Source organism: Tenacibaculum aquimarinum, from assembly GCF_022478115.1.
GTDB classification, from domain to species: Bacteria; Bacteroidota; Bacteroidia; order Flavobacteriales; family Flavobacteriaceae; genus Polaribacter; species Polaribacter aquimarinum_A.
In genome coordinates, this window is sequence record NZ_JAKGSC010000001.1 from 244,479 (window position 1) to 264,199 (window position 19,721).

The following is a 19,721-nucleotide window of genomic DNA, read 5'->3' on the forward strand; positions in this document are numbered from 1 at the left end:
TTAATGATTTGAATTGTAAATATAAGAACTATTTCTAACTCTTTTATTAACGTTTGTCGCTAAAAAAACCTGAACTAACGTCCAGGCTTTATTTTTACTATAAAAAGAAATTCTTATTTATAAACTTCTTTGATAAAGTCTTCGTAAGAAACTTCTTTTGTTTTAAAGTTCATGTTCTCCTTATAGAAAGCCAATAATTTTTGGCTAATTAATTGAGATTGTAACTTCTGGGCTTCTTCTTGGTTTTGTAAGATTCTACCAGCAATATCATCCAATTCTTTTTCTTCTGGATTCATATTACCAAATTGTGCCATTTGCGTACGGATAAATCCTTTTGCATAGTCTACCAATTCTGCATAATCTAATTTAATATCGTTATCCTTCATAATCTTTCCTTCGATTAATTGGTAACGTAAACCTTTTTCAGACTTTTCGTATTCGGCTGTTGCTTCTTCTGATGTTAATTCTTTTTCACCAGCTGTTGCTAACCATTTCTGTAAGAATTCTGCAGGTAAATCAAACTTTGTATTTTCTACTAAGTTTTCTGTCACAGCATTTAATAACTGCTGATCTCCTTGTTGTTGAAACTGCTTTTCTGCGTCTTCTTTAATTTTTTCTCTTAATTCTGAAACAGTATTTACACTTCCGTCAGCAAATAATTTATCAAACAATTCTTTATCTAAATCTGCTGGTTCAGTTTTTGTAATATCTTCTACAGTTAAAGTAACTTTGATATCTAAATCGTGAATTTCTTCATGAGAAATACCTAAGATGTGCTGTAATTTATGATCGTCTTCAAATAGTTTTTTAGTATCTAATTCGATAACATCACCAACTTTAGCACCTATTACTTTCTTTTCGTTTTTCTTTCCTTTTAAATCGTTTACTAAGAATGTAGATTTTTTCTCTATTCCTTTTTCTTCGTTTACAAAAGTACCTGTTACATTAGAGTGCTCTGTAGCTTCCTCTAAAGAAGACATTTTACCGTAACGAGATTGAATATTTTCTACTTCTTTATCAATTAATTCATCTGTAGCAACAATATTATATTGTGTTACTTTGTTTTTAGGTTTTAAGTTTACATCAAATTCTGGTGCTAAACCTAATTCGAATTCAAAAGAAAACTCATCGGCATCCCAGTTAAAATCTTCTTTTACTCTTGGTAACGGATTTCCTAAGATATCTAATTTCTCTTCTACTAAAAACTTGTTTAAAGATTCTTGTAAAAGCTTATTTACTTCATCAATCATTACAGATTTACCGTATTGTTTCTTAACCATTCCCATTGGTACATGACCTTTTCTAAAACCAGGAATATTGGCTGTTTTACGGTAATTTGATAATACTTTTGCTACAGCGTCATTATAATCTTCTGCTACAATATTTACTTTTACAACTGCGTTTAACGCATCTACATTTTCTTTTGTGATATTCATCTTAAAATATGTTTCTTTAAAATCGGGTGCAAAATTACGTTTTTATTTATTTAGAAACAAGACAATTAGACACAAGAATAAAGACTTTTTAGTTTCGTTTTTAAGTCTTGAAGCTTGATTTTAAACATCTTGAATCTCTTTTTTACTTTTCTTCTTTCAATAATGAAAATAGAAATGATCTAAAAATGGACAACAACACACTAAATAAAAGTGCTGTTAAAAATCCGCTTACGGCAAAACCTGTTATTAAATTACCTACCAATAAAATTATACAAGCATTTATTACAAAGAGGAATAAACCTAATGTTAGTATGGTAACCGGCAGAGTAAACAATACCAATAATGGACGCACAAACATGTTTAATAACGATATTGTAACCGCTACCAAAATTGCTGTTCCATAATTTGCTACGGTAATTCCTGGTAAAATTTGTGATAATACAACTACCGCAACGGCAGTTAATAAGAGTTTTAAAAATATTTTCATACTTATTTTAAAGCGATAATTATACCAAAGTTAAAAAACTGCAGTTTTGGCAGTTTTGATAATTTTTTTGTAGGTTTGAATGCTACTGAATCCAAAACCTATGAAAAAAAGAATCAAATTAATTATCACATTATTTTTTTTATCAATCATCTTAACAAACTGCAAGTCTTCCACAAAACTCTACAAAAATGGAGATAAAAATAAAATTAAAGCATCTGTTCTAAATGACTCAACCTATATAGCTGTTAAAGATTTTTTAGCAAAAAAAGCTACCCAAAAAATTAAGGACACTATTATTATTGAATATTCATATAACAACGAGAATTGCTGGAACCTTTTAGATGAAAAAAGGCCAGAATACATTAAATCGTTTATCCTTAAACACAATCTAAATACACAATTACTCTCTTCGACAAGACCAACCATTTCCTACTTTAGCTACAAGGAACCTGGGGAAAATTTTAATAAAATTAAAAAATGGGATAAAACGATTAAATTAGATTCAACAAAAACACTACTTAATCTTTTATTTAAAGAACGTGCAATTTGCGGTACTTCTGCAATGATTTTACCTGATCAAAAAGTTATTACAATATTATCGGATTCTCATCATGAAATATTAAATTTAAATAAAACTGAAGTTAGCAAAATACTAATTCAAAAAAAATAAATATTCTTTATACTCTTAAATAAGTAATGACAACAATTCCTTTTAAAGATAAATTAAAATTTGCACTAGTATCTTTAAAAAAGAATGCTCCTATTTTACTTCTTTGTTTACCATTTATTATTGTTGGCTCTACTGTTATATATTTTGCAGCTAAAACAAATCTTTCGGCTTATATATTTATTTTTGGAATTCTATTTATAGGAATTCCTCTCTTTATTATCTTTTATACAATGCCGTCTAGCTTACTATATTATTATGAGCAAGAAATGGCTAAAAAATATGGTTATTATTCAAAAGCAACAGTTACACATAAAGAAATAGAAGATACTTCTTACACCCAAAAAGCAGGAAGTAAAATAAACAAGATTGAAGAATTTAACTACTTAGTTTCTTATACTTTCAATTACAGAAACAAAACATACAACAATAGTTTTTATGTTGATGAAAAAACCGTTTTTAACAAGATTGAATTAGGGGATTCTATTTCAATAAAGTTCTTAAGAACAGATCCTAAAAAAGCAACTGTTATTACAAGAAGTTTACCTAAAAAAGATGCAGAAAAATGATTAAATTCTTAAAAACAAGCGCCATCATTATACTTGTTATTTTACTAATTGCAACCTTAGTTTTAATTTCATTTAAATCAATGATTTCAATTATTGCAGCTTCTACAGGTGTGTTATTCATGTATTATTTAATAGTATTATTTAATAGTATTATTTTTAATTTTTCTATTAAATAAAAAGGCTGAGAATAAAGTTTTACTAGTTATTGTTTGGATACTTTTTTTAACACCTATAATTTGGGGATTAATACATCCAGAAAGTTTATTTGAACTTACAATGCCTAAACTAAATTTAGACATGAAGTAAGCTTTCTTACTTTAAAAAAGCAGCAACTTCATTATAAAAATCTGTAGGATTTTCTGCATGCAACCAATGACCTGAGTTGGCAATCGATACAATTTTAGAGTTTGGAAAATGAGCTTCAATAATTGGTTCTTCATTTACAGAAATATAACCAGAATTTTCACCTTTTAAAAACAACGTTTCGCCTTCGAAAGTTGTAAATGAAGGTAAGGCTACTCCAACTTCGTTATTGTTTTCGGTAAGCGATTCTAAGTTAAAACGGAAGGCTAATTGCCCTTTTTCTTTCCAAAACAAACTTTTACTTAAAAAACCACGAACTCCAATTTCTGGAATTAATTTAGCCAACTGTGCATCAACTAATTTTCTAGAATTATGAACAGAAAAATCAACAGAATTTAACGCATCTAAAATATCGTGATGATGCGGCGGATACATTTTTGGAGAAATATCTGCAACCATTAATTTATTTACTAATTCAGGATATTCAACCGCAAACAACATTACTGTTTTTCCGCCCATAGAATGCCCAAGTAAATTGACATTTTCTAATTGATAATGCTCAATATAATTATGTAAATCTTCAACTAACAACTCGTAATCAAAAGCATCTGAATGAAAACTTCGACCATGGTTTCTTTGGTCTATTAAATGAACTTCAAAACCGTCTTCTGCAAATTTATTCGCGTGCGTTTTCCAATTATCGCCCATTCCAAAATAACCGTGTAAAATTAACAACGGTTTTCCTTCGCCTATAATACGTGAATGAAGAATTTCCATTTATTTTAATCTGTGTAAATACATATTAACAACGTTTTCCAACCCTAAATACAAGCTTTCTGCAATTAAAGCGTGTCCTATTGAAACTTCTGCTAAATTTGGAATATTTTGTTTGAAAAATTTAATGTTTTCTAAGCTTAAATCGTGGCCAGCATTTATACCCAAACCTAAATCGTGTGCTAAAACAGCAGCTTTGGTATATGGTTTTACTGCATCTTTATTGCCTAAATCGAATTGTGTAGCAAATTCTTCTGTGTACAATTCAATTCTATCTGCACCAGTTTTTGCTGCCGCTTCAATCAATTTTAAATCGGTATCAATAAAAATTGAAGTTCTAATTCCGTTGTTTTTAAACTCTGCAATAACTTCTTGTAAATAGGATTGATGCTTAACTGTATCCCAACCTGCATTAGAGGTAATTTGACCAATAGTATCGGGAACCAAAGTAACTTGTGTTGGTTTTACAGCCAAAACTAACTCCATAAATTTATCAATCGGATTTCCTTCAATATTATATTCCGTAGAAACAATTGGCTTTAAATCGTAAGCATCTTGATATCTAATATGTCTTTCATCTGGTCTTGGGTGAATTGTGATTCCCTGAGCACCAAATTCTTGAATATCTTTTGCAACCTTAATTAAATTAGGCACATCTCCACCACGAGAATTACGTAATGTTGCTATTTTATTAATATTTACACTTAACTTTGTCATCTTATATTTTAAAATACAAAAGTAACGCATTCAAACATTTTAAACTATATTCGTAGCAATGAATATTACCGATTACATATCACAATACATTAATCCTCTTACACTGCAAAGTACTGTAAAAAGTGCTCAAAGGCTTTGTAAAGACGTTCCTATCTCTCACTTTCCTGTAGTTGAAAACGGTAAATTACTTGGTTCTTTTCCTGAAAGAGATTTAAGAACTATTGAAAATAAGAATAGAGAATTAAAAGAGTATTCATATTTGTTAGATCATTTTTTTACGGATGAAAAAACAACACTTTTAGACTTAATTACCCTTTTTGCTGATAATGATTGTAATATTATTCCGGTTTTAAACGAAGCAAAAAACTATATTGGTTATTATGAATTAAGTGATATTTTAGATGCTTTTGCAGATAGCCCTTTTCTACACAATGAAAGCGAAACTATAATTGTAGAAAAAAATGTTGACGATTACTCTATGAGTGAAATTTCTCAGATTGTAGAATCTAACAAAGCCAAATTATTAGGCATGTATATTTCATCACAATCCATAAACACAGTAAAAGTTACACTTAAAATAATTTCAGAAGAATTGAATGAAATAGTTCAAACTTTTAGGAGATACGATTATACAGTTGTAACAGTTCATCAAGATGATTCTTACTTGGAAGATTTAAAAAACAGGTCAGATTACCTTAAGAAATACTTAGAAATGTAGGCTTTAAAAGTCATTTAATCAAAAAATATTTTTGTGAAAAAAGTAGCTATTTACGGACAATCTTACACTATTACTTCTGAAAAAGAAGTTCAGATATTATTATCTGTACTTTCCGAAAACAACATTGTTGCTTTTTTTGAAAAAGACTTTTACGAATTACTAAAAGACAATAATTCAATACAAGAAAAGTATCCAACTTTTGCTTCATTCTACGACTTAAGTAATTCTTTTGATGCAATGATTACTATTGGTGGAGACGGAACCATTTTAAGAGCAGTAACTTATATTAGAGATTTAAACATACCTATTATTGGTATAAATGCTGGAAGATTAGGTTTTTTAGCAACCATAAAAAAAGATGCTATAGAAGAAAGTTTAGCCTGTGTTTTACGAGGAGAATACACTATACAAGAAAGAACTTTACTGCAAATAAAAACAAGCCCTGAAACAAAAGAGTTTTCAGAAATTAATTTTGCCTTAAATGAAGTTACAATAGCACGTAAAAACACAACTTCTATGATTGGCGCAAAAACCTATCTTAACAATGAATATCTTACAAATTATTGGGCAGATGGTTTAATAATATCAACACCAACGGGCTCTACAGGATATTCTTTAAGTTGTAACGGACCTGTAATATTACCAGATTCTAAAAGTTTAGTTGTAACACCAATTGCTCCGCATAATTTAAACGCACGACCAATGGTTATACCTGACAAAACAACAATTCAGTTAGAAATAAGTGCACGAGAAAAAGATTTTTTAATCTCTTTAGATTCAAGAATAGCAACGGTACCACAACAAACCAAGGTTTTTATAGAAAAGGCACCTTTTACTATAAAAAGCATACTTCCAAAGAACCAGTCTTACCTAAGAACACTTCGTAGTAAGTTATTATGGGGAGAAGACACACGTAATGAAACAAATGTTTAGTTACACTTTACAATAAAAAAGCAAAAAAGGAGTTAATCAAAAAAGACTATTTATTAACTTTCTAAAGCGAATTCAATTCCCTATATTTGCACGCATTTTTAATGATGAAGAAACATATTTTAAGCTTACTATTTACTTGTATTACAAGCATTTCATTTTCACAAATCCATGAGATTGGTTTTTTTGTAGGTGGATCTAATTATGTTGGAGACATTGGTAGCACAAGTTACATAAGTCCAAACAGCATAGCTGGAGGATTAATTTACAAATACAATTATAACCCAAGAATGGCTTTTAGAGGAACATATAGTTATTTACCTACAAAAGGTGATGATGCAAATGCCTCAAATCCATACAGAGAACAACGTGGTATTAGTTTTACAAACACAATACATGAGTTGGCAATAGGTTTAGAATATAATTTTTTTGAGTATAACATTTCTGAACACAAAACTTCTTTTACTCCATATATTTTAGTAGAAGCAGCAGCATTCAGCTATAAAAAACCTGAAAGAATTGACCTTAATGGAAATATAATTTTAAGAAATTCTATTTCTTATGCTTTACCTTTTGGTTTAGGTATAAAAGGATTACTATCTGGAAACTTAGCTTACGCAGTAGAAACAAAATTTAGATATGCGTTAGTTGATGATATTGACTATACTGGACCGTATTATGCACCAAACAATGCAGCTATTAATTTAGATTTTGGCGGTACAGATAATGATTGGTATATGTTTACGGGAATTTCAATAGTTTACACCTTTGGAAGACCTGCTTGTTACACAGACGCACGATAATATTTTATGGACAAAAAACTACAAACTATTAACCTTAATAAAGTTCCAAACCACATTGCCGTAATTATGGACGGTAATGGTCGTTGGGCAAAAAAACAAGGTATGAATAGAGTTTTTGGACACAGAAATGCAATGACTGCAATTAGAGATTCTGTTGATGGAGCTTCAGAAATTGGCACTAAATTTATTACAATGTATGCCTTTTCTACCGAAAATTGGAACAGACCAAAGTTTGAGGTTGATGCATTAATGCATCTTTTAGTTACTACACTTAATAAGGAGTTACCAGAATTTCAACGTAAAAATGTAAAAGTAAACGCAATAGGTAACATTTCTTCATTACCAAGTAAGGCGCAAAAAACTTTACAAAAAGTAATAGATCAAACTAAAGACAATACTAAAATCACCCTATCCTTTGCTTTAAGTTATGGATCTAGGGAAGAAATTGTTAACGCAATCAAAAACATATCTAAAAAAGTTGTTAATACTCAACTAGATATTGAAAATATAGACGAAAAAATTATTAATAATCATTTATATACATTTAATTTGCCCGACGTTGATTTAATGATTAGAACGAGCGGCGAACAAAGAATTAGTAATTTTTTATTATGGCAAATGGCTTATGCAGAATTGTATTTTACAGAAATGCTTTGGCCAGATTTTAGAAAAGAAAACTTCTTTGATGCAATAATTGAATATCAGAACAGAGAACGAAGATTTGGAAAAACAAGTGAACAAATTACACCGAATGAATAAATATTCATTAGTACTAGTATTTTTTGTAATTGCATTTAGCAGTTTAACAATTAAAGCTCAAGACAATGCTAACGACAGCATTCCTAAAAACAATAATTTTTCTTTTGAAAAAGGAAAAGAATACATTTTAGGCGGTATAAGTGTTACTGGTCTAAAGAAATTTAGCGAAGGAACCATTAAAGTTTATACAGGTTTAAAAGATGGCCAAGCCATTAAATTACCTGGAGATAAACTTACTTCAGCTATAAAAAAATTATACGACAGTAAACAATTTAGTGAAGTAGATGTTTATTTATCTAAGTTAGATGGAGAAACTGTATATCTTCAATTTGATGTTACTGAATTACCACAACTTAACAAAGTTACATTTACTGGTTTAAGTAAATCTAAAAGGAAAGAATTAGAAAAAGAGACTGAGCTTAAAAAAGGAGCTATGATTACCGATAACTTATTGGTAACTTCAAAGAACTACATAAAGAAAAAATATACTGACAAAGGTTTCTTAAAGACAAAAGTATCTTTAAACACTGAAAAAGACACATCAGATATTAATACTTTAAACATGAATATTCATGTTGATAAGGGAAGTAAAATTAAGATCAAAAGCATCAACTTTAAAGGAAACGAAGCGCTAACAAACAAAAAACTTAGAGGTGCAATGAAAAACACAAAACGTAAAGTTTTTGGACGTTTTTGGAAAGGATCAAAATATATACAAGAAGACTATAAAGCCGATCTAGAAAATATTCTAGAAAAATATAGCGAAAGAGGATATAGAGATGCTCGTATTTTAAGCGATAATCTTACATGGAATGACGATAACACTATAAATCTTGATATAGAACTAGAGGAAGGTCGTCAATATCGATTTGGTGAAATACTTTTTGTTGGAAATAAATCTTATACAGACGAGCAACTACAAAGATTTTTACGAATTGATAAAGGAGACATTTATAATGGTAAAGTTTTAAAAGAACGCATTTCTGGAGACGGAACGCCAGACTCACAAGATTTACAATCTTTTTATCATAATAATGGATACTTATTTTCTTCTGTAAACGCAGTAGAAACAAAAGTAGAAAACGATTCTATTACTGTAGAAATTAGAATTAGAGAAGACGAACAAGCAACTATTAAAAAGGTAACTGTAATAGGTAACGATAAAACTAATGACCACGTAATATATAGAGAATTACGTGTTAAGCCAGGAGATTTATTTAGTAGACAAAACATTATTCGTTCTATTAGAGAAATTGGTCAATTAGGTTTCTTTGACACAAACGTAACTCCAGACGTTAAACCAAATTACCAAGATAAAACTGCAGATGTAGATTTTACTGTAGTAGAAAAAGGTGGTAGCCAAATAGAATTACAAGGTGGTTATGGAGGTGGTTCTTTTATTGGAACACTAGGTTTATCTTTCAATAATTTTTCAATTAGAAACTTATTCAATAAAGAAGCATACAAACCATTACCAATGGGAGATGGTCAAAGTTTATCATTACGTTTACAAGCTAGTAGAACTTATAGCACATATAGTTTTTCTTTTACAGAACCTTGGTTAGGAGGAAAAACACCACAATCTTTAACTGCATCAATATATTATTCTGAACAATTTAGATTTGATCAATTTACAGGAGATGTAAATGAAGATGAAAGTTTAAGCATTATCGGAGCTACATTAGGTTTGGGTAAACGTTTACAATGGCCAGATGATTACTTTCAACTATCTCAAAGTATAACCTATCAAAGAATTAAATTGAATAATTATGCATATAGAGTAGGTTCTTCAAATAACATATTAGATAACGGTACCTTAAATAACTTAGCTTATAACTTAGTTTTAGCAAGAAACTCTGCTGGTCCAAGTTTAATCTTTCCAACTTACGGATCTCAGTTTACTGTTAGTGGTAAAGCAACATTTCCTTATTCATTAGTTAATGGAAAAGATTATGACGAACCAGATAACCTTACACCTTCGGCAAGATCAGAATGGTTAGCAGATCAATATAAATGGTTAGAATACTACAAAATATCTGCTAAAGGTAAATGGTATACACAATTAGCTAAGAAATTAGTCTTAATGTCAAATTTTGAATTAGGGTACTTAGGTACTTACAACAACAAATTAGGTTTAACACCTGTAGAACGCTACTTTGTTGGTGGTGATGGTATTGCCCAAGGTCAATTAGATGGTCGTGAAACAATTGGAATTAGAGGTTATGAAAACAATCTATTATCTTCTGTAGATGGTGGTTCTATTTATAATAAATTTCAATTAGAAGTACGTTATTCTATAACAGACAAACCATCTGCATCTATTTATACATTAGGTTTTTTAGAAGCTGGAAACTCTTATGACAATTTTAGTACCTTTAACCCGTTTGAATTAAAACGTTCTGCTGGAGTTGGTGTTCGTATATTTATGCCAGCATTTGGTTTATTGGGTATTGATTTTGCCCATGGTTTCGATCCGTTACCTGGAGATCAATCTATAAACCCAACAAAATCGGGTTGGCAAACACATTTTATAATCGGAAGACAGTTCTAATAAAAACGTACATTTGTAAACGTGTATTTTTTTTGGCACGGTTTTTTCTAAACACATACTATAAAGATGAAAAAATACATTTTATCAATCGTTCTTTTACTTACTGTAACTTTTGTTTCAGCACAGAAATATCAACGCATAGCTTATATAGACATGGAATACATTCTAGAAAATGTTCCCGCCTATACAGAAGCTCAAAACTCTTTAAATGCTAAAGTTGAAAAATGGAGAAATCGTTTGGACAAAGATGCTCGTAGTATTGAAGTTTTAAAAACCGATTTATCTAACGAAAAAGCAATTTTAACTAAAGATTTAATTGAAGAACGCGAAGAAGATATAACTGTACAACAACAAGAGTTAAGAAGATTAGAGTCTTTGTATTTTGGACCTAACGGAGATATGTATCAATTAAGAAAGCAATTAATACAACCTGTACAAGATCAAGTATACAATGCAGTACAAAATATTGCTTCTCGAAAAAAGTATGATTTTGTTTTTGATAAATCTGGTGATTTAGTTATGCTTTTTTCAAACAAAAAACACGATATTAGCGACCTTGTTTTAAAAGCAATTAATATTGATATTAAAAAACAAACTAAAAAAGAACAAATAGAAGCTAAAAAGAATGCTGTTGTAAACAAAGAATTAACAGAAGAACAACAAAAACGTCTAAATGCAAAACAAACATTAAAAGACAAAAAAGAACAAGAAAGAGAAGCTAAAAGACAAGAAATAGAAGCTAAGAGACAAGCTAGAATTAAGGAAAGAGACGAAAAAAGAAAACTTTTATTAGAAAAAAAAGAAGCCTTAAGGAAAGCTAGAGAAGAAGCAAAAAAGAAAAAAGAAGCCGAAAAAGAAGACGGCGAAAAATAACAAAAAAGAAGAATAATAAATTTACAATTAAAACAACAAAAATGAAACAATTTAAAACTCTATTATTAGTTGCAATTTTTACAATTGGATTAGGTGGTGTAGCAAACGCACAAAAAACTGCACATATTAATACAGACTTATTAATATCTCAAATGCCAGAAACAAAATCTTTACAGGCTGAATTAGCTAAGTTATCTAAAACTTATAAAGATGATATTGAAGCAATGGCTAAAAAGTTAGAAGCTAAAATTAAAAAATACGAAGCTGAAGGTAAAACTCAAACATTAGAAGTTAACCAACAGAGAGCACAAGAAGTTCAACAAGAAAGAGCGAGAATCTATCAAGCTGAACAATCTGCAACTCAAGAAATGCAAACAAAATACCAAGATAAGCTAAACCCTATCTTAGAAAAAGCTCAAAAAGCTATACAAGATGTTGCCGCAGACAAAGGAATAGTTTATGTTTTAGACGCTTCTAATGGTAAAGGATTAATAGTATACAAAACTGGTGATGATATTCTTGCAGCAGTAAAAGCTAAATTAGGTTTCTAAAAAACCTGGAAAAATAATAATAAAAAATCCTGCTTAAACAAGCAGGATTTTTATTTTTGTATAAATGACAAAATCTAATCCACAACAACCAATTGGTATTTTTGACTCTGGTATTGGAGGCACTTCAATTTGGAAAGAAATAAATAATCTCTTACCAAATGAAGAGACCATTTACTTATCTGACAGTAAAAATGCTCCTTACGGACAAAAATCAAAGGATGCAATTATAGAGTTATCTATTAAAAACACTGAGTTTTTATTAAATAAAAATTGTAAAACCATTGTAGTTGCCTGTAATACAGCAACAACAAATGCAATTAAATATCTTAGAAAAAATTACGACATTCCTTTTATTGGTATTGAACCAGCCATAAAACCTGCATCTTTAAAAACAAAGACTAACTGTATAGGTATTTTAGCTACTAAAGGGACATTAAACAGTGAGTTGTTCGAAAAGACTTCCAGCAATATAGATGCTACTATAAAAATAATTGAACAAGTTGGGGAAGGTTTAGTAGAGTTGATTGAAGATGGTAATATCGATTCTGTAAAAATGACTACTTTATTAAAAAGTTACCTTCAACCAATGATGTTACAAAAGATGGATTGTTTAGTCTTAGGCTGTACACATTATCCATACTTAATATCTCAAATAAAAAATATAGTAGGCAAAAACGTAAATATTATAGATTCTGGAGAAGCAGTTGCAAAACAGACAAAAGCTATTTTAGAAAAACATAAGCTAATAAATTTAAATCGTAGAATGAAAACTCATACTTTTTACATCAACAAAAATAGTGATGTATTAAGAACAATTTTACGAAAATCTAAATCTGTAAGAATAGAAGAGTTAACTTTTTAAAAGCTACCGTTTATATTAGGACAAGCTGAAGCTCTTGGTCTTCTACACAGTACATTTACACCAACAGTTAATTGATGGAAACCTGCATTTTCAAAAACTACGCTTCCAGATTGTTTAGAATACGTATAAGAAAACATCCACTGCCCAACATTAGCACCTAAAATAGGTGTAATTTGCTGTACCTCTTGTACTGGATTACCATCGAAACTTCTACGGTAAGAAAGAGCTGCCCAAAGTTGTGCTTTATCTAGTTTTTTATAAACTTTCATGTTTACATCTAAATAATTTTCACTTGTACCTTCTTTAAACTGAAGCATTACTGAAGGCTCATATTGAAACTTTTCTTCATTCCCGAAGAAATAACCTGCACCAAAAATATAGTTACGTAAATTTAAAGGCTCATAACGATCGTTTAGATTTCCTTTTGCTGATAAAAATAAGTTTTTAACTGTAAAATAAGATGATAAACCACCATAATGATAAGCAACACCAAAATCTCCATTAAAATAAAAATCACTTTCAATTAATTGTGCAACCGTTGGATCTCCTGTAAATGTTGTTTGATCCACAGTATTTTGAACCGCTCCTAAAGACAATCCAAAGGAAAGCTGATTGAATTCACCTCCTCTAAATAAATCTAAATGATACGCAAAAGTACCCTGAATTCCTTTTTGTGAGTGATAACCATTTTTATCATTAAAAAGAACAACACCTGCAGATGCATTAGTATCTTCACCTAATTTACTATGAAAACTTAAAGTCTGTAGTTCATTATCTTCCCAATATCTTCCTGCAGTCAATCTAACTTTACCACAAGTTCCAATTCCAGCTGCTGCTGGATGCAATAAATAAACATTATCTGACAAATAATCAGAGAATATTGGTAAGGTTTCTTGAGCAGAAACTTGTTTTACAGAAGAAATGAATAGTATTAGAATTGAAACCCTTAATAAAAATTTCATAGTAGCTTTATAGTAATTTTAGATATCAAATATATTATAAATATTTTAGTATAGTACAATTTGTTTAAAATAACTAAACTTTTTAACACTCTTAACTATTATACTAAAAGGGGTTTATAAACAAACCCCTTGATTTTTTTATCTTATATTACTGTGCATTATCCATAATGTTTTGGACTACTTCTGGATTTAGTAGTGTACTAATATCTCCTAAATTACTAGTTTCTTTTTCTGCTATTTTACGTAAAATTCGGCGCATTATTTTTCCACTTCGTGTTTTTGGCAAACCATCAGTAAACTGAATTTTATCTAACTTGGCTATTGGACCAATTCTATCGGAAATTAATTGATTTATTTCTTTACGTAAATTATCATGGTTTCTAGATTCCCCTGTATCTTTCAATGTTACATATCCGTACAAGGCACTACCTTTTATATCATGAGGAAAACCAACAATTGCAGATTCTGCTACGGCAGGGTGCTCATTTATAGCGTCTTCAATTGGAGCAGTTCCTAAATTATGTCCAGAAACAATAATTACATCATCTACTCTACCGGTAATTCTATAATAACCCACTTCGTCTCTTAAAGCTCCATCACCTGTAAAATACATATTATCAAAAGCAGAGAAATAAGTTTCTTTATAACGCTGATGGTTTCCCCAAATAGTTCTAGCAATACTAGGCCAAGGGAATTTTATACAAAGCCTTCCTTCTACTTGATTTCCTTTTAATTCTTCATTGTTTTCTCCCATTAAAACTGGCTGAATTCCAATAAATGGTAAAGTGGCATAAGTTGGTTTTGTTGGTGTTACGTATGGTATTGGTGTAATCATCATTCCACCAGTTTCTGTTTGCCACCAAGTATCTATTATAGGACTTTTTTTCTTTCCAATTGTATCATTATACCAATGCCAAGCTTCTTCATTTATAGGTTCACCTACAGATCCTAGTACTTTTAAAGAAGTTAAATCGTATTTATCTACCAATTCTGTTCCGTGTTTAGCTAAAGCTCTAATAGCTGTTGGTGCTGTGTAAAACTGATTTACTTTATGTTTTTCTACTATTTCCCAAAAACGTCCAAAATCGGGATAACTTGGTACGCCTTCAAACATAACTGTGGTTGCTCCATTTGCTAAAGGCCCATAAACAATATAAGAATGCCCCGTAATCCAACCAATATCTGCAGTACACCAATACACATCGTTCTCTCTATATTGAAAAGCATTTTTAAACGTATAAGCAGTATATACCATGTAACCAGCAGTTGTATGCACCATTCCTTTTGGTTTTCCTGTTGAACCCGAAGTATATAAAATAAACAAAGGATCTTCTGCCTCCATGATTTCTGCTTCGCAAACTGTTGATACATTATCTAATAAAGGCTGTAACCATTTATCACGACCTTCTTGCATGTTAATATCTGAGCTGATTCTTTTCGCAACCAAAACAGTTTTTACTCCTGGACAACTTTCCAATGCTTCATCTACAATTCCTTTTAAATCAATTGTTTTTGCGCCACGATAAGAACCGTCAGAAGTAATTACAATTTTACAATCAGAATCGTTAATTCTTGTTGCTAGCGCTGTAGCAGAAAAACCTGCAAAAACTACTGAATGTATTGCACCAATTCTTGCACAAGCCAATGTAGAAATTGCTAATTCAGGAATCATAGGAACATATATACATACTCGATCTCCTTTTTTAACGCCTTGCGCTTTTAAAACATTTGCAAATTGATTAACTCTTTGATGTAATTGATTATAACTAATATGTTCAGCAGGATCTTTTGGGTCATTTGGTTCAAATAAAATTGCCGTTTTATCTCCCTTTGTCGTTAAATGCCTATCGATACAATTCTCAGTTATATTTAATTGAGCTCCTTCAAACCATTTTACTTCTGGCTTTTCAAAGTTCCATTCTAAAACTCTATCCCATTTTTTTCTCCAAACAAAATGTTCTTCTGCTATTTCTTCCCAAAAATTTTCTGGTTCTCTAATAGATTTTCTGTAAACTTTATAATATTCTTCTAAATGTTTTATGTGGTAATTACTCATAATATATATTTTTAAAATTTTATTTTTTAGGAAATTATTTACTAGGCTTTTTTATAATTAAACAAGCCAAACCAATTGGGATTAAGTACTTTTAATTTGATTAATGCCCAAATAATAACCACAAAGCAAATACCCATAACTATAGATAGTATAGGACTTACATTGGTTTTATTTTCAAACTTAAACCTTAAAAAGAGCGTACTAATAATGTAGATACTAATTATTATATCTGACGCTAATGGATTGATACGAAATTTCATTTATTTAAACTTTAATTAAACTTAGTTTGTTTGCACACAAAACCAATTTTAAAAAAACTTAAAAAACTATTTCTAAGTTACTAGTTCCAGTATTTCTGCAACTATCTTTTTCACTGAAAAAGGTTTTGTTAAATACTTATCTGCTCCAAGTTTTAAACCTTTTTCAATATCTGAAGCTTTATTTTTTGCTGTTAAAAAAACCACTTTTGTATCTTTTAAACTAGCCGTATTTTTTATGTGTGTTAATGTTTGATAACCGTCTACATTTGGCATCATAATATCTAGTAAAACAACGTTAGGAATATGCTGTTTTAATATCTCTAAAGCTTCACTTCCGTCTCTTGCAATAAACACTTCAAAATCTTGTTTTTTGAAGGTATATTCTAACGACATAACGATATTGGGTTCGTCGTCAACAATTAAAATCTTCTTCTTCATACTTTACGACTACAATTTACTTAAAAGGTATGGTAAAAACAAGTGTTGCTCCATTTTTTACATCTTTTTTTGCCCAAATTTTTCCATTGTGCTTTTCTATTATTTGTTTGGTTATTGCCAAACCTAATCCACTACCTTGTGGTTTTCTTGTGTTTTGATCTTTAGATTGATAAAATTTATCAAAAATAAAATCATGATCTTCTTCCGGAATTCCTTTACCATTGTCGGTTACAGAAACTTCTATTAATTCATTTCCTAATTTATAATCTACTGTTATCTTTCCTGTTTTTGAAGCACAAAACTTTATAGCATTAGACAGTAAATTGGTTAATACTTGAAGAATTCTATCTTCATCATAATTAAGGTTAAAACTATGTGTGTTTATATTTATTATTTGAACTTCTTTTTTTACTGCAATTTGAGAAATACTACTAATGGCTTTTGTTATGGTTTTTTTAATATCTTGATACTGAATATCTAAATGCAAACGACCTGTTTCTAACTTTTCAAAATCTAAAATGTTATGAATTAATCGTCCTAAGCGATCAGAATCTTGCAATATATTTTTTAAGAACTGTGCCTTTATTTCTTTTGGCATTTCGTCATCTTCATCCATTAAAAGTTCGGTTGCTGCACGAATACCTGTAATTGGTGTTTTTAACTCATGAGCAACAGTGTCTAAAAACTCATCTTTTTGTCTGTCTTTAGAAATTAACTCTTCATTAGCATCTTTAAGCTTAGAAGAAAGTTGAGTTAATTCATTGGACTTCTCTAACAACACTTTATTACTAACAATGTTTTCTTTAGATTCTTCTAAAATCTTTAATACTTCAACCAAACTAATTTGGTCTTCTTTTACAACACTTGCTATTAGTATTTTAGCAGATGCAGAACCTATACTACCTGTTAAAAGTTTTTCGGAAAAATTAATTAACCTTGCATCAGCCAGTTGTGTATCTTTTGGTAAATCATATTTTGTGAAGAAAATATTTAACGCTCTAGTAGCTCTTTTTTCACCTAAAAAACGAACCAAAACACTTTTAATATCAGCAACATAAGCTTCTCCTTTCCAAACCAAAGCACTGTCTTGAAGTGTTGTAAAGTTTTTTGTGTCTACAAACATTTCTGCATAATTACGTTCTCTATAATTTCCTTTTACCACTAAAGAAAACACCAAGTAACACATAACATTAAAGGTAATACTCCAAAAAAAGGCGTGTGCAGGCGGACTCAGAAAATCTACCCCAAATAAGGCATAAGGTTTTAATGCAGAAATACTTAAAAGACCATATTGTGTAAAATTATCTGTTCCTGTATATGCTTGTAAAGTAAAAGGTAAAACTAATGTGTATAAAGCAATAAAAAAACCGACAAGAATACCGATAATTGCTGCTTTTGAAGAACCTCGATTCCAATACAAACCAACAAAAAAAGAAGGCGCTAATTGAGATATAATAACAAATGAAATTAAACCAATTGAATATAATGAAAGTTCTTTTGAAAATATTACATAAAAGAAATATGCAGTAATTATAATTGTAAAAATAGATATACGTCTAATATTCTTAATGTATTTAGAATTACGTTCAGGTTGGTTTTTAATGAATTTATCCAAGAAACCATAAGGAATAATTAAGTTGTTACTCACCATAGTTGATAATGCTAATGTAGAAACAATAACCATGGAAATTACTGCTGAAAAACCACCTAAAAAGACAAGTGTTGCTAAAAAAGAATTTCCATTTTCAAGCGGAAGAAGCAAAGAAAAATATTCTGCATTTTTTGTATTACCAAAAGTCAGTTTTCCTGCCCAAGCTATAAACACTACAAAAAGATTGAATAATAATAAATACAATGGAAATAACCAGATTGCCTTTTTTAAATGTTTTTCTCTATTATTTTCTAAAACTGAAACTTGAAATTGTCTTGGTAATAAAAAAATAGCCATAAAGGATAGAGAAATTAAGAACAACCAATTAAAGCCATCTTCTACACCACTTATTGTTGTCAACTCTTTAAAATTTGGCGCAACAGACATTTGATTGTAAATATCTGAAGTTCCATCAAATAAATAAAAGGTTACATAAACTCCAATAATTAAAAAGAAAACTAGTTTTAAAATAGATTCAAATGCTACAGAAGCAATAATACCTTTGTGTTTTTCTGACGCATCTGTTCTTTGAGTTCCAAAAAAAGCAGCAAAGACAGCTAATAATAATGCAACATAAAATGTTGAGTCGCTAAGTCCTACTGTTGTAATTGATCCTGAATCATCAGACATAATTTCAAAAGTTTCAGAAACTGCTTTTAGCTGTAATGAAATGTAAGGTAAGGTTCCAAATAAACAAACAATAGTTACTAATGCACCTAAAAACCTGTTATTTCCATAACGAAGTGATATAAAATCTGCAATTGAAGAAATTTTATGTTGTTTGGAAATTCTAATAATTTTTCGAAGAACAACAATCCATAAAGGAGCGGCAATAACTGGCCCCAAATAAATTGGCAAAAAACTGATTCCTGAATTTGCAGCAATACCAACACTTCCATAATACGTCCAGGCAGAACAATATACTGCTAAAGACAAACTATAAACATACGGATTATTAACCCACTTGCTTTGACTCTTTTTTTCACCCAGAAAAGCAATATAAAAAAGTACTGCTAGGTAGATAATAATTATAGCAATTAAAGTATAATTATTCATAGTGACGTTTTAATACGATATATGAAACAACTATTGAAAACAACCAAATAGAGAATATTGAAAAATATAAAGTTGGAACACCAAAAACCGCACCTTCAAAATTAAAAATTAGAATAAACGGAATATTAAACATTAAAAACAATGCTATAGAAAGTACTACAAGTTTTTGCTCGTGACGTTTTTTCATTTGGTTTATTGAATGTAAAATTTCGATTATACTACTAAGATAAGAAATCAGCACTACATAAATGTAATGCTGATTACTAACTAACTAAAATTGATTAAGTTTAAATTAAAA

At 29.8% G+C, this 19,721-nt stretch carries 19 protein-coding genes; 10 read left to right on the plus strand and 9 right to left on the minus strand.

Annotated elements, in window-relative coordinates; genetic code table 11:
* Window positions 1-113: 113 nt before the first annotated feature.
* Window positions 114-1,436, minus strand: a complete 1,323-nt coding sequence (gene tig, locus L1S33_RS01155) for a trigger factor (RefSeq protein ID WP_240560870.1) — start codon at window positions 1,434-1,436, stop codon at window positions 114-116.
* 142 nt (window positions 1,437-1,578) lie between these two features.
* Window positions 1,579-1,923 (minus strand): phage holin family protein, encoded by a 345-nt coding sequence (locus L1S33_RS01160; protein WP_240551364.1) that lies wholly within the window; start codon window positions 1,921-1,923, stop codon window positions 1,579-1,581.
* 100 nt (window positions 1,924-2,023) lie between these two features.
* On the opposite strand from L1S33_RS01160, the gene L1S33_RS01165 reads away from it, so the two are divergent.
* Together L1S33_RS01165 and L1S33_RS01170 are read left to right on the plus strand one after the other, a co-directional pair.
* Window positions 2,024-2,593: a hypothetical protein gene (locus L1S33_RS01165; protein ID WP_240560871.1), complete on the plus strand. Its 570-nt coding sequence runs from the start codon at window positions 2,024-2,026 to the stop codon at window positions 2,591-2,593.
* A 26-nt stretch (window positions 2,594-2,619) separates the two neighbouring features.
* Window positions 2,620-3,159: a hypothetical protein gene (locus L1S33_RS01170; protein WP_240551362.1), complete on the plus strand. Its 540-nt coding sequence runs from the start codon at window positions 2,620-2,622 to the stop codon at window positions 3,157-3,159.
* 312 nt (window positions 3,160-3,471) lie between these two features.
* Here L1S33_RS01170 and L1S33_RS01175 read toward each other — a convergent pair whose 3' ends face one another.
* Window positions 3,472-4,239 carry an alpha/beta fold hydrolase gene (locus L1S33_RS01175; protein WP_240560872.1) on the minus strand — a complete coding sequence of 256 codons (768 nt, stop codon included), beginning with the start codon at window positions 4,237-4,239 and terminating at the stop codon, window positions 3,472-3,474.
* Window positions 4,240-4,953: a pyridoxine 5'-phosphate synthase gene (locus L1S33_RS01180; protein ID WP_240551359.1), complete on the minus strand. Its 714-nt coding sequence runs from the start codon at window positions 4,951-4,953 to the stop codon at window positions 4,240-4,242.
* A gap of 58 nt (window positions 4,954-5,011) precedes the next feature.
* Between L1S33_RS01180 and L1S33_RS01185 the strand changes: the two genes are divergently transcribed.
* From L1S33_RS01185 to murI, 8 genes are all read left to right on the plus strand, one after another.
* Entirely contained in the window at window positions 5,012-5,671 is a 660-nt protein-coding gene (locus tag L1S33_RS01185; RefSeq protein WP_240560873.1) for a CBS domain-containing protein, read from the plus strand.
* 33 nt (window positions 5,672-5,704) lie between these two features.
* Entirely contained in the window at window positions 5,705-6,604 is a 900-nt protein-coding gene (locus L1S33_RS01190) for an NAD kinase (RefSeq protein ID WP_240551357.1), read from the plus strand.
* Between the two features lie 101 nt (window positions 6,605-6,705).
* Window positions 6,706-7,404 carry a type IX secretion system protein PorG gene (porG, locus tag L1S33_RS01195; RefSeq protein WP_240551356.1) on the plus strand — a complete coding sequence of 233 codons (699 nt, stop codon included), beginning with the start codon at window positions 6,706-6,708 and terminating at the stop codon, window positions 7,402-7,404.
* Window positions 7,405-7,410: 6 nt separating this feature from the next.
* Window positions 7,411-8,163 carry an isoprenyl transferase gene (locus L1S33_RS01200; RefSeq protein WP_240551355.1) on the plus strand — a complete coding sequence of 251 codons (753 nt, stop codon included), beginning with the start codon at window positions 7,411-7,413 and terminating at the stop codon, window positions 8,161-8,163.
* Window positions 8,156-10,714 (plus strand): outer membrane protein assembly factor BamA, encoded by a 2,559-nt coding sequence (gene bamA, locus L1S33_RS01205; RefSeq protein ID WP_240560874.1) that lies wholly within the window; start codon window positions 8,156-8,158, stop codon window positions 10,712-10,714. Before L1S33_RS01200 ends, bamA begins: the two co-directional genes overlap by 8 nt.
* Before the next feature lie 66 nt (window positions 10,715-10,780).
* Window positions 10,781-11,587, plus strand: coding sequence for an OmpH family outer membrane protein (locus L1S33_RS01210; protein ID WP_240560875.1), 807 nt, complete (start codon window positions 10,781-10,783; stop codon window positions 11,585-11,587).
* 41 nt (window positions 11,588-11,628) lie between these two features.
* Window positions 11,629-12,138 (plus strand): OmpH family outer membrane protein, encoded by a 510-nt coding sequence (locus L1S33_RS01215; RefSeq protein WP_240560876.1) that lies wholly within the window; start codon window positions 11,629-11,631, stop codon window positions 12,136-12,138.
* A gap of 64 nt (window positions 12,139-12,202) precedes the next feature.
* Window positions 12,203-13,000, plus strand: coding sequence for a glutamate racemase (gene murI / locus L1S33_RS01220; protein WP_240560877.1), 798 nt, complete (start codon window positions 12,203-12,205; stop codon window positions 12,998-13,000).
* Here murI and L1S33_RS01225 read toward each other — a convergent pair.
* The 5 genes from L1S33_RS01225 to L1S33_RS01245 form a co-directional block, all read right to left on the minus strand.
* The gene (locus L1S33_RS01225; RefSeq protein WP_240551351.1) at window positions 12,997-13,962 is read right to left on the minus strand and encodes a PorP/SprF family type IX secretion system membrane protein; all 966 of its coding nucleotides are present in this window, start codon (window positions 13,960-13,962) and stop codon (window positions 12,997-12,999) included. The genes murI and L1S33_RS01225 overlap by 4 nt on opposite strands.
* A 148-nt stretch (window positions 13,963-14,110) precedes the next feature.
* A complete protein-coding gene (acs, locus tag L1S33_RS01230) occupies window positions 14,111-16,018 on the minus strand; it encodes an acetate--CoA ligase (protein WP_240560878.1) in 1,908 nt (635 codons plus the stop codon).
* A gap of 332 nt (window positions 16,019-16,350) precedes the next feature.
* Complete coding sequence (locus L1S33_RS01235; protein ID WP_240551349.1) at window positions 16,351-16,716, minus strand: response regulator transcription factor; 366 nt, start codon at window positions 16,714-16,716, stop codon at window positions 16,351-16,353.
* 16 nt (window positions 16,717-16,732) lie between these two features.
* A complete protein-coding gene (locus tag L1S33_RS01240) occupies window positions 16,733-19,423 on the minus strand; it encodes a sensor histidine kinase (RefSeq protein ID WP_240560879.1) in 2,691 nt (896 codons plus the stop codon).
* Window positions 19,416-19,610 (minus strand): hypothetical protein, encoded by a 195-nt coding sequence (locus L1S33_RS01245; protein WP_072555987.1) that lies wholly within the window; start codon window positions 19,608-19,610, stop codon window positions 19,416-19,418. The genes L1S33_RS01240 and L1S33_RS01245 overlap by 8 nt, the downstream gene beginning before the upstream one ends.
* Window positions 19,611-19,721 lie beyond the last annotated feature (111 nt).

Coding starts and splice junctions, on each gene's coding strand:
- L1S33_RS01200 (WP_240551355.1), top strand. CDS start 7,411: ATGGACAAAAAACTACAAACTATTAACCTTAATAAAGTTCCAAACCAC.
- L1S33_RS01160 (WP_240551364.1), bottom strand. CDS start 1,923: ATGAAAATATTTTTAAAACTCTTATTAACTGCCGTTGCGGTAGTTGTA.
- tig (WP_240560870.1), bottom strand. CDS start 1,436: ATGAATATCACAAAAGAAAATGTAGATGCGTTAAACGCAGTTGTAAAA.
- L1S33_RS01215 (WP_240560876.1), top strand. CDS start 11,629: ATGAAACAATTTAAAACTCTATTATTAGTTGCAATTTTTACAATTGGA.
- L1S33_RS01165 (WP_240560871.1), top strand. CDS start 2,024: ATGAAAAAAAGAATCAAATTAATTATCACATTATTTTTTTTATCAATC.
- L1S33_RS01245 (WP_072555987.1), bottom strand. CDS start 19,610: ATGAAAAAACGTCACGAGCAAAAACTTGTAGTACTTTCTATAGCATTG.
- acs (WP_240560878.1), bottom strand. CDS start 16,018: ATGAGTAATTACCACATAAAACATTTAGAAGAATATTATAAAGTTTAC.
- L1S33_RS01185 (WP_240560873.1), top strand. CDS start 5,012: ATGAATATTACCGATTACATATCACAATACATTAATCCTCTTACACTG.
- L1S33_RS01210 (WP_240560875.1), top strand. CDS start 10,781: ATGAAAAAATACATTTTATCAATCGTTCTTTTACTTACTGTAACTTTT.
- murI (WP_240560877.1), top strand. CDS start 12,203: ATGACAAAATCTAATCCACAACAACCAATTGGTATTTTTGACTCTGGT.
- bamA (WP_240560874.1), top strand. CDS start 8,156: ATGAATAAATATTCATTAGTACTAGTATTTTTTGTAATTGCATTTAGC.
- porG (WP_240551356.1), top strand. CDS start 6,706: ATGATGAAGAAACATATTTTAAGCTTACTATTTACTTGTATTACAAGC.
- L1S33_RS01175 (WP_240560872.1), bottom strand. CDS start 4,239: ATGGAAATTCTTCATTCACGTATTATAGGCGAAGGAAAACCGTTGTTA.
- L1S33_RS01235 (WP_240551349.1), bottom strand. CDS start 16,716: ATGAAGAAGAAGATTTTAATTGTTGACGACGAACCCAATATCGTTATG.
- L1S33_RS01225 (WP_240551351.1), bottom strand. CDS start 13,962: ATGAAATTTTTATTAAGGGTTTCAATTCTAATACTATTCATTTCTTCT.
- L1S33_RS01180 (WP_240551359.1), bottom strand. CDS start 4,953: ATGACAAAGTTAAGTGTAAATATTAATAAAATAGCAACATTACGTAAT.
- L1S33_RS01240 (WP_240560879.1), bottom strand. CDS start 19,423: ATGAATAATTATACTTTAATTGCTATAATTATTATCTACCTAGCAGTA.
- L1S33_RS01170 (WP_240551362.1), top strand. CDS start 2,620: ATGACAACAATTCCTTTTAAAGATAAATTAAAATTTGCACTAGTATCT.